The sequence below is a fragment of the Achromobacter arsenitoxydans SY8 genome, from assembly GCF_000236785.1.
In the GTDB taxonomy this organism is placed as follows: domain Bacteria; phylum Pseudomonadota; class Gammaproteobacteria; order Burkholderiales; family Burkholderiaceae_B; genus Achromobacter; species Achromobacter arsenitoxydans.
This window is the reverse complement of the sequence record NZ_AGUF01000013.1, coordinates 127,616-140,255: the sequence shown is the minus strand read 5'-3', so window position 1 is coordinate 140,255 and position 12,640 is coordinate 127,616. Positions and strand designations below refer to the sequence as shown.

At 65.8% G+C, this 12,640-nt stretch carries 14 protein-coding genes; 6 read left to right on the top strand and 8 right to left on the bottom strand.

Features of this window, described 5'->3' with window-relative positions; all coding sequences use genetic code 11:
- Positions 1–21 precede the first annotated feature (21 nt).
- From KYC_RS03125 to KYC_RS03115, 3 genes are all read right to left on the bottom strand, one after another.
- Positions 22–885, bottom strand: coding sequence for an IclR family transcriptional regulator (locus KYC_RS03125; protein ID WP_008158752.1), 864 nt, complete (start codon positions 883–885; stop codon positions 22–24).
- A gap of 153 nt (positions 886–1,038) precedes the next feature.
- Positions 1,039–1,854, bottom strand: a complete 816-nt coding sequence (locus KYC_RS03120; protein ID WP_008158750.1) for a competence/damage-inducible protein A — start codon at positions 1,852–1,854, stop codon at positions 1,039–1,041.
- A 35-nt stretch (positions 1,855–1,889) separates the two neighbouring features.
- Complete coding sequence (locus tag KYC_RS03115; protein WP_008158749.1) at positions 1,890–2,693, bottom strand: EI24 domain-containing protein; 804 nt, start codon at positions 2,691–2,693, stop codon at positions 1,890–1,892.
- A gap of 64 nt (positions 2,694–2,757) precedes the next feature.
- Here KYC_RS03115 and KYC_RS03110 point away from each other — a divergent pair, with 64 nt between their 5' ends.
- Entirely contained in the window at positions 2,758–3,141 is a 384-nt protein-coding gene (locus KYC_RS03110; RefSeq protein ID WP_008158748.1) for a thioredoxin family protein, read from the top strand.
- Between the two features lie 84 nt (positions 3,142–3,225).
- Here the strand turns inward: KYC_RS03110 and KYC_RS03105 are convergent, their stop codons facing one another.
- The 3 genes from KYC_RS03105 to KYC_RS03095 form a co-directional block, all read right to left on the bottom strand.
- Positions 3,226–4,695, bottom strand: coding sequence for a DEAD/DEAH box helicase (locus tag KYC_RS03105; RefSeq protein WP_085945410.1), 1,470 nt, complete (start codon positions 4,693–4,695; stop codon positions 3,226–3,228).
- 383 nt (positions 4,696–5,078) lie between these two features.
- On the bottom strand, positions 5,079–5,414 hold the full coding sequence (locus KYC_RS03100; protein WP_008158746.1) for an AzlD domain-containing protein: 336 nt from the start codon (positions 5,412–5,414) through the stop codon (positions 5,079–5,081).
- Positions 5,411–6,160 (bottom strand): AzlC family ABC transporter permease, encoded by a 750-nt coding sequence (locus KYC_RS03095; protein ID WP_008158745.1) that lies wholly within the window; start codon positions 6,158–6,160, stop codon positions 5,411–5,413. The genes KYC_RS03100 and KYC_RS03095 overlap by 4 nt, the downstream gene beginning before the upstream one ends.
- Before the next feature lie 236 nt (positions 6,161–6,396).
- Between KYC_RS03095 and KYC_RS03090 the strand changes: the two genes are divergently transcribed.
- From KYC_RS03090 to KYC_RS03075, 4 genes are all read left to right on the top strand, one after another.
- Complete coding sequence (locus tag KYC_RS03090) at positions 6,397–7,317, top strand: branched-chain amino acid transaminase (protein WP_008158744.1); 921 nt, start codon at positions 6,397–6,399, stop codon at positions 7,315–7,317.
- A gap of 75 nt (positions 7,318–7,392) precedes the next feature.
- Positions 7,393–7,614 (top strand): zinc-finger domain-containing protein, encoded by a 222-nt coding sequence (locus KYC_RS03085; RefSeq protein WP_008158743.1) that lies wholly within the window; start codon positions 7,393–7,395, stop codon positions 7,612–7,614.
- A gap of 39 nt (positions 7,615–7,653) precedes the next feature.
- Positions 7,654–8,076, top strand: coding sequence for a YybH family protein (locus KYC_RS03080; RefSeq protein ID WP_008158742.1), 423 nt, complete (start codon positions 7,654–7,656; stop codon positions 8,074–8,076).
- Positions 8,077–8,093: 17 nt separating this feature from the next.
- A complete protein-coding gene (locus tag KYC_RS03075) occupies positions 8,094–9,194 on the top strand; it encodes a YheT family hydrolase (protein ID WP_008158741.1) in 1,101 nt (366 codons plus the stop codon).
- Between the two features lie 71 nt (positions 9,195–9,265).
- On the opposite strand, the gene KYC_RS03070 is transcribed toward KYC_RS03075, so the two are convergent.
- Entirely contained in the window at positions 9,266–10,789 is a 1,524-nt protein-coding gene (locus KYC_RS03070; protein WP_050814826.1) for a M48 family metalloprotease, read from the bottom strand.
- 56 nt (positions 10,790–10,845) lie between these two features.
- Here KYC_RS03070 and galU point away from each other — a divergent pair, with 56 nt between their 5' ends.
- Entirely contained in the window at positions 10,846–11,697 is an 852-nt protein-coding gene (gene galU, locus KYC_RS03065; RefSeq protein WP_008158739.1) for a UTP--glucose-1-phosphate uridylyltransferase GalU, read from the top strand.
- Between the two features lie 43 nt (positions 11,698–11,740).
- On the opposite strand, the gene KYC_RS03060 is transcribed toward galU, so the two are convergent.
- Complete coding sequence (locus KYC_RS03060) at positions 11,741–12,613, bottom strand: cytochrome c oxidase assembly protein (protein ID WP_085945409.1); 873 nt, start codon at positions 12,611–12,613, stop codon at positions 11,741–11,743.
- Positions 12,614–12,640 lie beyond the last annotated feature (27 nt).

Below are 12,640 nucleotides of genomic sequence, written 5' to 3'. Positions count from 1 at the left end.
GCTTTTCGCGGGTACTGATCCCTAGGACCGCAGCGTCTCCGCCGCCATGCCCAGGCCGTTGAAGCCGGATGATACCGACGGCTCGTAGCCCAGCGCCTCGGAGATGCTGGCCGCCGTGTCGACAAGCGCCTTGATCCAGTCGTCCTGCAGGCGTTCCGCGGGCGCCGAGATGGACAGGCCGGCCACGAGCTTGCCCGTATCGTCGAAAATGCCGGCCGCAATGCAGCGCACGCCGAGTTCCAGTTCTTCGTTGTCGCGCGCGTAGCCGTGGCGGCGCACCAGCGCCAATTCGCGCTCGAGCTTGTCCAGATCGGTCAGGCTGTTGCGCGTATGGCCGGCCAGCCCGGTGCGCAGCGCGTACGCGCGGACCTGGCGGGTGTCGCCGGTGGACAGGAACAGCTTGCCCGTGGACGTGAGGTGCAGGGGCGCACGGCCGCCGATGGCCCGCACCACCTGCATGCCTGAGCGTTCGCTCCAGGCGCGGTCGATGTAGACGATTTCGTCGCCCTGCTGGACGGACAGGTTGATGGTCTGCCCGGTCAGCTTGTGCAGCGAGCGCATCGCCGGGATGGCCGCCTCGCGCACGTTCAGCCGTCCCTTGACCAGCGAACCCAGTTCCAGCAGGCGCATGCCAAGCTGGTACAGACCGTTGTCCACGCGCTCGACATAACGGCCGACAACCAGGTCGTTCAGGATGCGGTGCGCGGTGGACGCGTGCAGGCCGGTAGTGGCGGAAAGTTCCTTAAGCGTCACCGGATCCGGTTGCGCGGCCAGGGCATCCAGCAGCCGCATGGCGCGCTCGATGACCTGGATGGCGATGGGATGGGCGGAGGCGCCTTCGGTTTCGGCGTCCAGGGGATTGCGGGGAGTCGGAAGACGGGGCATAGAAGAAATTGGGCTAGCGCCGCGCCGCCCGAAAAGCGCGTTGCGGCATTGCAGCAAAAAGTTCTTTCCCGTATTGTGAAATTTATGAGCCGGTTTGGCAATCAGATTTTGATCAATCCGCCGGCTCGGCCGCCCTATTCAGGGTCCTGTAATTCAGGCTGCGGCGGGCGGCGCCAGCTTGCCGCCCAGGCGCAGCACCTCCGCCCTGAGAAAGTCCAGCGCCTCGGCCGCAGCCTCGGGATCGCCCTTGACGCCGAGTTCGATGTGGGGCGTTCCGCCGGCTTCGCCGACGCTGGGCAGGCTGAAGGCCCGCACCCCGGGCCAGCGGGTTTCCACGGTGACCATCGCCGGCGTAATGCGGGATTCGGGCATGCTGAACACCAGGAAGGAATGCTCGATATGGGACCGCACATGCTGCAGCGCACGATAGCGCGTGTCCAGCGTCCATTCCAGCATGGGCCAGGCCATGACCGGAAAGCCTGGCACGAAAGTGTGATCGTGGATGAAGAAACCCGGAATCCGGTTGTAGGGGTTGGGCACGATCTCGCAGCCTTGCGGGAACATACCCATCTGCAGGCGCTGCTGGTTCTCGGGCGCGCTCATGTCGGCCGTGCCCTGCCCCTTGGCGGCCATCTCCTGGGTGCGCAGCGCGATCGCCTGCTCGGCCTCGGGGTGCAGCGCCAGCGGCAGACCCAGGGCGGCCGCGGCGGCCTGGCGGGTATGGTCGTCCGGCGTGCCGCCGATCCCGCCGCACGAAAGCACCACGTCGCCGGTGGCGAAGCTGCGCCGGTAGGCGGCGACCAGCGCGTCGCGCTCGTCCGGCAGGAATTCGGCCCAGCTCAGGTGCATGCCCCGCGCGCTCAGGAGTTCGACAATCTTGGAAAAGTGCTTGTCCTGGCGGCGTCCGGAGAGGATTTCGTCTCCGACGATGATGAGGCCAATGCGGCGGGCGGCGGATTCTGCGGCCATTTCCGGTTCCATGGGAGTGAGAGGATGAAGGGGTTTCAGACGTCGATGACGCGGTCCTGGCGCAGACGCTTCAGCGCCTCCAGGCCGTAGTGCGCGTAGACCAGCGCCGAAAACACCGGCAGGATGACCCACGCGGGCGGCAGCAGGTTGAGCAGCGAGCAGATCAGCCCGATGGTCCAGAAGCCGCCGTTGTTGCGTTCCAGGATCAGCTTGCGTTCGGACGGGCTGGCGTGTTCGACGATGGCGTCCACGCGCATCATGCGCGAGAACGCGAACGCCCACCAGAATATCGACAGCACGACGGCCATTGGCGGCACCAGCCACAACGGCAGGGTCAGCACCCAGCCCACGGCGAAGGCGGCCGAGACCCAGACGGCATTCCACACGCTGACCGCGGTGGAGAATTTACCGCGGCGGCCCACCGTGGCGTATTCGCGCTGGCCGACGTGCCGCAGCACCAGCGGCATGACGAACACCGCGGCGATCGCCAGCCCGAGTATCCCGGACACCGGCAGCAGGATAGCCGCGGCGATGACCGGGATGAGGTAGATCTTGAGCGAAAACAGTCCCACCGCGACCAGCCATTCGTCGACGCGGTTGACGAAGTCCCAGTGCGAAACCTCGGCGCGCAGCCAATCGGTCAGCGGGGTCCAGAACAGCCACAAGAGCAGGAAGGCGCCGATCAGCGCGATCAGGAAAGGCAGCAACACCGCGAACAGCATGGTCGGGTGGCACTGGGACACCAGCGCGCGCTTGAAGGCCTGCCCGACGCTTGCGGCGCCCGCGCCGGAAAGACGGCCGTTCTCGGGCGGGGCGGAATCGGTGCGCAAGACGGTCATGGCTCTGCAGAAAAATGGGTGGACATCCCGGGTATGATAGTCAAACACGCCCTGATCTGCTCACATGTCCCTGCTTATACCCGGTACCGATCTGGCCGCCCTGCGCGCGCGGCTGGGATCATCGCCCGACACCTGGCTGGTCGCCTGTTTCTGCGCGGCCTGGTGCGATACCTGCGAAGAATACAAACCCAAGCTGCTCGCCCTGGCCAAGGCCCTGCCCCAGCACGTGTTCGCCTGGATCGACATCGAAGACCACGCCGAACTGCTGGGCGATGAAGACGTCGAGAACTTTCCCACGCTGCTGGTGCAGATCGGTTCGCGCGTCGTGTTCTACGGCCCCATGCTGCCGCACATCGGTCACCTCGAACGCCTGCTGGAAAGCCTGGACGAAAACAGCGCGCCGGTCGCCACGGCCCTGCCCGACCTGCCCAGGATGCTTGCCGCCTGACGCCGCGCGCTTCGCGCATTCAACAAAAAACCCGCAAGGCCGGAAGGCGTTGCGGGTTTTTTGTCGGCTGGGCCGGCGAACGGCTCAGGGCTTGCGGCTGCCACCCAGCAGAACCGCGACCTGGCGCTTGGGCGCCGTGGTCGGCGCGGCGTTCCTGGCCGGCTGGTCATCGGCGGGCGTCGACGGGGCCGAGGGTTCATACGGCTTCAGGAAGAAGTCGTCGACCGGCTGGCGCGAGCCGCCGGATTGATAGCTGGAACGGCGATCCGAAGACCGGCCGCGTTCGCCGCGGCTCTCGCGGCCGCCATCGCGGCCTTCGCGCGAGTGCGAACCGCCGTCGCTGCGGCGGTGGCTGCGCGCGATCAGGTCGGACGGCACGTCCAGCGTGCCGCGCGGCACTTCGCGCTTGATCAGTTTTTCGATGTCGAGCAGGTAGCGCTCTTCGTCGGCGGTGAACAGCGCAATGGCCTCGCCCGATGCGCCCGCGCGGCCGGTGCGGCCGATGCGGTGGACGTAGTCTTCGGAGTTGTAAGGCAGGTCGTAGTTGATGACGCAAGGCACGCCGGCGACGTCCAGGCCGCGCGCGGCCACGTCGGTCGCGACCAGCACTTCAAGTTCACCGGCCTTGAAGGCTTCGAGCGCCTTCATGCGGTCCGCCTGGGTCTTGTCGCCGTGGATAGATTCGGCCTTCACGCCATCGCGTTCCAGGTCGCGCGCAAGACGCGCCGTGCCAATCTTGGTGTTGGAAAAAACGATGACCTGCTTGAGCCCGCGCGATTTCACCAAATGGACGACCGCAGCGCGCTTGGCGTCGCTGGTCATCTTGTAGGCGATCTGCGTGATCGTCGTGGCGGTGGCGTTGCGCGCCGCGACTTCGATTTCAACCGGGTGGTTCAGGTACGAACGGCCCAGCTTGCGGATTTCATTGCTGAACGTGGCCGAGAACAGCAGGCCCTGGCGCTGCGCAGGCAGCAGACGGATGATGCGTTCCAGGTCCGGCAGGAAGCCCATGTCCAGCATGCGGTCTGCTTCGTCCAGCACCAGGATGCCGACCTGGCTCAGGTTCACGTTCTTTTGTTCGACGTGATCCAGCAGGCGGCCCGGCGTGGCGACGAGCACTTCGCATCCGCGGCGCAGCGCTTCTTTTTGCGGGCCGATATCCACGCCCCCGAACACCACGGCGGAACGCAACGGCGTCTGCTTGCTGTAGCGCTTCACGCTTTCGTAGACCTGGTCCGCCAGTTCACGCGTCGGCGTCAGGATAAGCGCGCGCACCGGATGGCGGGCGGGCGACGCGCTGGTGTTGGCCAGCGGCATGAGCCGGTGCAGGATGGGCAGCGTGAAGGCCGCCGTCTTGCCCGTGCCGGTCTGGGCGGCGCCCATGACATCGCGCCCTTCCACAACGACGGGAATGGCTTGCGCCTGGATGGGCGTGGGGGTGGTGTAGCCGGTTTCGGCGATGGACTGCAACAGCAGGGGATGCAACCCGAAATCGGCGAACGTCGGCGCGGGCGCCTCAGCGGTGGGTGCTACGGATTGAGTGGATTCAGTCATCAGGGTTTGGCAGATACCGGGACCAGTGAAAAAGAACAAAACGAGAGTGCTACATGCACCGCTCTACATATGCATCGGGGCAACCCGAATACGCGAGATCGCATTGCGACTTTGCGCGTAAATCGCCGCGATTCGCCAGTGGCTACGCGGACAATCGGCACCCTGCCTTGCAGGCCAGTCGGCGCATTCTGGATTCGATACCTATGAGGGCAGTACCAGGCCCGGATTGCTGTGGATAACCGAATTTTAGCGCAGGCGCATTACCACACGGTCAAACCGCCGTCCGTCGGCCAGGACGGCGGCCCCGAAAGGCCGGTGCGAAAGGGGGGAAAGCCCGGCCAAGGCGTCCACCAGATGGACACTTCTAGACCAAAATCGAGCTATCAGCCCGCCAGCCAGCGCAATCCCCAAAGCACCAGCATGCCGACGATGATCACCAGCACGGCGCTGCGCGTGCGCAAGAAAACCAGGATCGCGACCAGTCCGGCCACGAGTTTGTAGTCGAACACCGGGCCCAACCCCGCCTTCCAGGGCAACAGATCAGGGACGACGATGGCCGTCAGCGCTGCGGCGGGCGCATAGCGCAAGGCGCGGCGCACGTTGTCGGACAGGGGGATGTAATCGCCAAACAGCATGAACCCGGCGCGCGTGAGCACGCTGCACAGGGCGAGCAGCAGGATGGCGCTGTAGACGTAGATTTCGGTGGACCAGAGCGTCATGCGCGCGCCTTGAAAAAGCGTTCGGCCCACATGCCGCCGATCACGCCGGCGATGACCGCCGCCGCCAGGCCCAGGCGCAGCGGCAGCGCCTGCCCGACCCAGGCCACCACGCCCGCAGCCAGCATGGACACCAGCATGGGCTTGGAACTGGCCAGGGGCACGGTGATGGCCAGCAGGGCCAGCACTGCGGCGAAATCCAGCGACCAGCCGGTGGGCACCATGGCGCCCAGGTAGATGCCGATGATCGAGGACGACTGCCAGACCAGCCAGCCCGGCGCGACGGTGCCCAGGAAGAACCACAGCTGTTCGCGGGTGCCGCGCTCGACCGAATCGCCGAAGCGCGGCATGAACAGCACGAATCCCATGTCGGTCGTGAAATAGCCCAGGCCCAGCCGCTTGGGCCAGGACAGGTGGCGGAAATACGGCTGAAGCGCCGCGCCGAAGATGATGAAGCGCAGATTGACGACGCATCCGGCCGCGAAGATCAGCCACAAGGGCGCACCCGCGGCGATCAGCGGCAACGACGTCAATTGGGCCGAGCCCGCGTACAGCAGCAGGGTCATGGCCAGCGCCATGGATTCGGTCAGTCCGGCCTTGACCATGGCGACGCCGGTCACCAGGCCCCAGGTCGCGGTGGCGATCAGGGCAGGCACGATGGCGTGTACGCCGGCGCGGAAGGCGGTCAGGCGTTCCTGGCGGACCAGGTCCGGGTCTTCGGATTCAGGAAGCGCGGATTCAGAGGACAACGGCTGACCCCTGGCGATTCAGACAGGACGACATGGAAACTCTATGGGAAGAAAACACGCGACAGCCCGTTCGCCCGCCGGAATCACGATGCGCGGGGTTGGATGCCCCACGCCGGTGCGCGAATAGGCGCCTATTGTAACCTCGCCGCTTGATACAATAACGGGCTCAAGATTCTTGACCCCTTGGGGGCCTGGCGCGCTGCGGCAGGTCTGGCGCGCAATGTGTGGAGAAGACCATGTCGATGGCTGACCGCGACGGTTTCATCTGGTATGACGGCAAGCTCGTTCCATGGCGAGACGCGACGACGCATGTCCTGACGCATTCGCTGCACTACGGACTGTCCGTCTTCGAGGGCGTGCGCGCCTACCGCTCTGAAATCGGCACCGCGATCTTCCGCCTGGAAGACCACACCAACCGCCTCTTCAATTCAGCGCATATCTACCAGATCCCCATGCCGTTCGATCGTGCGACGATCAACGAAGCCCAGCGGCTGGTCGTGCGTGAAAACGGTCTTGAATCCGGCTACCTGCGCCCGCTCGTGTTCTACGGCCCCGAAAAAATGGGGGTCTCGCCCAAGGGCGCCAAGGTGCACGTCGCCATTGCCGCCTGGCCCTGGGGCGCCTACCTCGGCGAAGAGGCGCTGTCGCAGGGCATCCGGGTCAAGGTGTCGTCATTCGCCCGCCAGCACGTGAACGTGACGATGCCGCGCGCCAAGGTCGCCACCACCTACGCCAACTCCATCCTGGCCAACACCGAAGCACTGCAGGACGGCTACGACGAGGCGCTGCTGCTGGACACCGACGGCTTCGTGGCCGAGGGCTCCGGCGAAAACCTGTTCCTCGTCAAGGACGGCGTCCTCTGCGAACCCGAGATCGCCTCCGCGCTCACCGGCATCACGCGGTCCACCATCCATGCGCTGGCGGCCGACTGCGGCCTGCGCGTGGCGACCAGGCGGCTGACCCGCGACGACGTCTACATCGCCGACGAGGCCTTTTTCACGGGAACCGCCGCGGAAGTCACCCCGATCCGCGAGGTCGACAACCGCCAGATCGGCTCGGGTCAGCGCGGCCCGATCACCGAGATGTTGCAGAAGGCGTTTTTTGACGTGGTGAATGGCCGCAACCCGAAGTACCATCACTGGCTAAGTAAAGTCTGATTCGCGCGGCCTTGCGATGCTGGGCCGCATCATTGTTGCAACCTGCCGTAAATCGGTTTTTTTTCAGGAATATCCATGACCGCTGCTGCTCCGGCCGCCGTCCCCCACGCCCACGAAGTCATCGAGATTGGCGCCGAAGACCTCCCCGTGTTCTGTCCCGGCCCCAAGGCGCCGCTCTGGAGCATGCACCCCCGCGTCTTCCTGGACGTGGCCCGCACCGGCTCCGCAAAATGCGCCTACTGTGGCGCCGAATACCGCCTGAAGGCCGGCACGGTGCTGCACGGCCACGGGCACTGAGTCTTACGCCCTACAACACGCTTAACCGTTTCAGCAGCCATGTTCGCCACGCCCGAAGAAGCAGAGCACGCGTTCTACGAAGCCCTGGAACAGGCGGATTGCGTCCGCCTGATGCAGGTGTGGGCCGACGACGAGGAAGTCGTCTGCATCCACCCGGGGGGGCTGCGCATCGTCGGCCACTCGGCGGTGCACGAATCGTGGCAACAGGTGCTGTCCAACGGACCGTTGCATGTCCGTCCCCTGCGCCCGCTCGTCATGCTGAGCATGATGTGCGCGGTGCATGTACTGGTCGAGCAGGTGGCGGTGCGCACCCGCGAAGGCACGCAGTTCGCCAACTGCTATGCAACCAACATCTACCACAAGGGGCCCACCGGCTGGCGCATGGTGATGCACCATGCCTCGTCGGCGCCCACGGAAGCCGGGGTGCTCGACTTGCACGACGTGCCCGACATGCTTCATTGAACCGGGTGGATTCCTAGTTGGCCGCTGCTCGTCTTGATACAACGCCCTGCCCCGTCCCTCCCTGGCTCCCAGGGGGCGACAGCCAGACGGTGTACGCCGCCCTGTTCGCGCAGTACCACCGCATCGCGTTCGTGCGCGACCGCGTGGACACGCCCGATACCGATTTCGTCGATTTCGACTGGACGGGCCCGGGCCTGTTCCCGCACAAGGCCGCCGACGGCGCGCCGGTCAGCGGACAACGCCCCGTCGCCAACGGCAAGACTGCCGCGGCCAGGTGGATGACGGACGCGGACTGGAAATCCCTGCCCCAGACGCCCGACACGCCGGCCCTGATCCTCTTCCACGGCCTGGAAGGCGGCAGCAACAGCCGCTATGCGCAGTCCATCGCGCACCACTTCCGGGCGCGCGGCTGGATCGTCGTGATCGCGCATTTCCGCGGTTGTTCGGGCGTTCCCAACCGCCTGGCGCGGGCGTACTATTCCGGCGATTCCGCCGAAGTCGGCTTCCTGCTGGACACCGTGCGCAAGCGCATACCCCATGCGCGCTGGCATGCCGTGGGCGTATCGCTCGGCGGCAACGCGCTGCTGAAGTACCTGGGCGAACACCAGGAAGACACCACCTGGCTGACTGCCTGCGCAGGCGTTTCCGTGCCGCTGGACCTGGTGGCCTGCGGCAAGACGCTGGCGACGGGCGTCTTCAACCGGCGCGTGTACACGGCGCATTTCCTGAAGACGCTCAAGCACAAGGTACTGGAGAAGGCGCATCGCTTCCCCGGCTCCATCGACGTGATGCGGATCGCGCACGCGCATGACCTGCGCGAATTCGACGACACCTACACCGCGCCGATGCACGGATTTCGCAATGCCCTGGATTACTGGACGCGGGCGTCCAGCAAGCCCTGGCTGCCCAAGATTTCGGTGCCGACGCTGGTGCTCAATGCGCGCAACGATCCGTTCATTCCCGCGGCATCGCTGCCCAAGCCCGACGAATGCGCGCCGGGCATCCTGCTGCACCAGCCCACCGATGGCGGCCACGCGGGCTTTCCCACCGGCGGCTTTCCCGGACACCTGAACTGGCTGCCCCAGCGGCTGGGACGCTTCTTCGAAACCGGCCTGTAGAGACGCCGGACGAAACGCGGGCGCCCCGCTTGCGCGGGACGCCCGGCTTCCGAACCGATGGGGCCGGCGCGTCAGCCCGACTTGAATCGTTCCAGCAGTTGGCGCTCTTCAGCCAACTTGTCCTTCACTTCCTTGATCTGCACGTCGATCTGCGACTGCTCGTAAAAGTCGCTGGACAGGCCGCGCGCCTGCTGCAGCTGCGATTCCGCGGCCGCGTAGGCGCCCGTCAGGACGTAGTAGCGCGCGAGATCCCGGCGCGCCTGCACCGGCTTGCCGTTGCGCTCTTCGCTTTGCGCCAGCATCTGGTACAGGCTGGGTTCGTCGCTGCCCCATTGTTTGATCCGGGCGCGCAGGAAGTCCTGGGCGTCGGCGTGGCGGCCGTTGCCTTGCAGCGCCTGGGCGTAGACGATCGCCAGCGCGCGGTAGTCGGGCCAGCGCTTGATGCCCGCCTGCGCCAGGGTCAGCGCGCGCGGATAGTCCTTGCGCGCCATGGCGATGTCGACGCTGAGCTTGGCCAATTGAGGCGAACTGCGGCCGTCGGCCGAAGCCAGGTTCCAGTAACGCTCCGCCTCGGGCAGGTTGTTGCGCTGGTACGCCTGCAGGGCAAGGCCGTAATAGGCGGCGGATTGCCGCACGCCCGACAGCGCCTGAGCCTCGTCCTGCAGTTGCTGGCCGGCCGATCGCAGGCTGACCGCATCCCTGCCCTGCACCACGCGCATCTTGGCCCGGATGTACCAGAAGTCGTCGCTGTCCACGTGGCGAGTCGCGGGCATGGAGCGCGCCCGGTTCTGCACGTCGGACATACGTTCGATCGACAGCGGGTGAGTGCTTGCCCAGGAGCCGCCGCCAGCCCCTTCGTTCAGCCGCGACGCGTTCATCAGGCGGGCGAACATCTGGGCCATGCCGTCAGCGTCGTAACCGGCCTTGGTCAGCATCTGGAGCCCCGCGCGGTCGGCCTCGCGTTCGGCATCGCGGGAAAAACCCAATTGGCGGTTGATGGCCGCGGCCTGCCCGAAGGCAGCCACGCCCATGGCGAGGTTGCCGCCGCCGCCCGCCAGCGCCGCCAGCAGCGCGCCCGCCAGGCTGGCCAGCATCACCATGCTGTTCTGGTTCTGCTGCGTCATGCCCCGCGCGATGTGGCGCTGCACGACGTGGCCGATTTCGTGAGCCAGCACCGCCGCAAGCTCGGACTCGCTGGCCGACGAGACGATCAGCCCGGTATTGACGCCAATGAAGCCGCCAGGCATGGCAAAAGCGTTGATCTCGGGGTCGCGCACGCCGAACATTTCCACCTCAGGCACGGCGCCCGGGGCAAATCCGGCCAGCTTGCGCCCCATCGTGGTGAGGTACTGGCTGAGTTCGGGATCATCGACATAGGTCGGATCGCGCCGGCCCTGCGACATGATGGCTTCGCCCAGGCTGCGTTCCAGCATGGGGGAAAGTTCGGCCGACGACACCGCGCCCATCGACGGCAGCCCCACGGGCTGAGCCCAGGCCACGCCCGGAATAGTAGGGACGGCAAGGACTGCGCACAGACTGGCAATCGCGCCGTGTTTCGCAATCGAGCAAATGGATGGCATTTTCCTGCGGTTCATAAGCCTATGATAGCGATGAGCTTAAAATGTTTCATCGAATCTTCAACGAGGTATCAATGCGTCCCGTCCGTAAAGCCGTTTTCCCAGTCGCCGGCATGGGCACGCGCTTCCTGCCCGCCACCAAGGCGATGCCAAAGGAAATGCTGCCCGTAGTCGACAAACCCCTGATTCAATACGCGGTGGAAGAAGCCGTCGCCGCCGGGATCACCGACCTGATTTTTGTCACTGGCCGCAACAAGCGCGCCATCGAAGACCATTTCGACTCCGCGCCCGAGCTGGAATCGGACCTGGAAATCAAGGGCAAGCACGAGCTCCTGGCCATGGTGCGGGGCATTCTACCCGCGCATGTGAATTGCCTCTATATCCGGCAGTCCGCCCCGCTGGGGCTGGGTCACGCCGTGCTGTCCGCCGCACCGGCGGTGGGCGACGAGCCCTTCGCGGTGCTGCTTGCAGACGACCTGATCGACGCCGACACGCCGGCCATGAAGCAACTGGTGGACATTGCCGTGTCCAGCAACGCCAGCGTGCTGGGCGTCCAGGACGTTCCCCGCGCGGACACCCGCAAGTACGGCATCGTGGCCACGCGCCCGGGCGAGGCCCACGCTGACGGGCGCACGGAACGCGTCACCCACATCGTCGAAAAGCCGGAACCGGACGTTGCGCCCTCCACCCTGGCGGTCGTAGGCCGCTACGTGCTGGAAGCCGCGATTTTCGACCACCTGCGCTCGACCAAGATGGGTGCCGGCAACGAGATCCAGTTGACGGACGGCATTGCCTCGCTGATGCGCGAACGCGCCGTGTTTGCGCACCGCTTCGAGGGCGTGCGCTACGACTGCGGCAACAAGGCGGGCATGTTCCAGGCGACCGTGGCGCTGGGCAAGAAGTACCACGGGCTGGTGCCGGAATAACGCTTCCGTGCGCGCCGGATTGCCGGCGCGCGTTCCAGGAAAATCAGGCCGACAGCGCCGCGCGGGCCTTGGCGCGCGCGCGCGCATCGCGGTCGGCCTTGCGCAGGCGACCCTTGGCGGACAGGCGCATCAGCGTCCCCAGGGCCACCATCAGCCCGATCACTTCCACCAGCGCGGCCGGTATCCACATGGTCAGGCCGCCGATCGTCTGGTCGGTCTGGGCGGACATGGCGATGGCCCGGCCGCACAATTCAAACAGCGGGTAGATATCGCTTTCCGTGAAGGCGATGACGGCGCCCGCCACCATCTGCGGCAACATGGTCGCCACGGGGGAAATCACCCGGCCGCCGGGCGACATGGCCGCGGGGGGCGCCGGGCGGCGGTCCAGGATCAGGTTCCAATACATGAAGCCGCTGATCACTACTGACCAGTTCATGAGCCGGTACAGGCGCCAGTCCAGCATGGAATAGAACTGCACCGACGGGATCAGCCAGACCAGCACCAGGAAGACGAACAGCGCCGGGACGAAAATTTTGTTGGTAAGCACCGCGACAGTCGCGCGGCCGGGCCCCGTTCGCAGGAAGTCGCGCAGCCGGATGCGCCAGGCCATCGGCAGTCCCGCACGCATGACCTGCCCGGGAAAGGCCGCCATGACCAGCAGCGGCCCCAGGTGGTGCAACACCAGGTGCTGGATGCGGTGGATGAAGAACATGCGCTCTGCGTAGTAATCCAGCCGGGTATGCATCGACAGGTACAACAGCGCCAACCCCGTCCAGAACAGAACCTGGCGCGCACGCGTTACATGGTGGACCCGCTGGCCGCGCACGAACAGCACCATGGCCACCAGGAAGGAAGCCACCAGCGTGGGAGAGAACTCCCAGGGTATGAGCCATTCAAGACTATCCATGCGGGCCATCCGATGCACGACGGGAAATACGGGGAC

Excerpts from the sequence above, each read along its gene's own strand:
- KYC_RS03125 (WP_008158752.1), bottom strand. The coding sequence starts at position 885 with ATGCCCCGTCTTCCGACTCCCCGCAATCCCCTGGACGCCGAAACCGAA.
- KYC_RS03120 (WP_008158750.1), bottom strand. The coding sequence starts at position 1,854 with ATGGCCGCAGAATCCGCCGCCCGCCGCATTGGCCTCATCATCGTCGGA.
- KYC_RS03115 (WP_008158749.1), bottom strand. The coding sequence starts at position 2,693 with ATGACCGTCTTGCGCACCGATTCCGCCCCGCCCGAGAACGGCCGTCTT.
- KYC_RS03110 (WP_008158748.1), top strand. The coding sequence starts at position 2,758 with ATGTCCCTGCTTATACCCGGTACCGATCTGGCCGCCCTGCGCGCGCGG.
- KYC_RS03105 (WP_085945410.1), bottom strand. The coding sequence starts at position 4,695 with ATGACTGAATCCACTCAATCCGTAGCACCCACCGCTGAGGCGCCCGCG.
- KYC_RS03100 (WP_008158746.1), bottom strand. The coding sequence starts at position 5,414 with ATGACGCTCTGGTCCACCGAAATCTACGTCTACAGCGCCATCCTGCTG.
- KYC_RS03090 (WP_008158744.1), top strand. The coding sequence starts at position 6,397 with ATGTCGATGGCTGACCGCGACGGTTTCATCTGGTATGACGGCAAGCTC.
- KYC_RS03085 (WP_008158743.1), top strand. The coding sequence starts at position 7,393 with ATGACCGCTGCTGCTCCGGCCGCCGTCCCCCACGCCCACGAAGTCATC.
- KYC_RS03080 (WP_008158742.1), top strand. The coding sequence starts at position 7,654 with ATGTTCGCCACGCCCGAAGAAGCAGAGCACGCGTTCTACGAAGCCCTG.
- KYC_RS03070 (WP_050814826.1), bottom strand. The coding sequence starts at position 10,789 with ATGAACCGCAGGAAAATGCCATCCATTTGCTCGATTGCGAAACACGGC.
- galU (WP_008158739.1), top strand. The coding sequence starts at position 10,846 with ATGCGTCCCGTCCGTAAAGCCGTTTTCCCAGTCGCCGGCATGGGCACG.
- KYC_RS03060 (WP_085945409.1), bottom strand. The coding sequence starts at position 12,613 with ATGGCCCGCATGGATAGTCTTGAATGGCTCATACCCTGGGAGTTCTCT.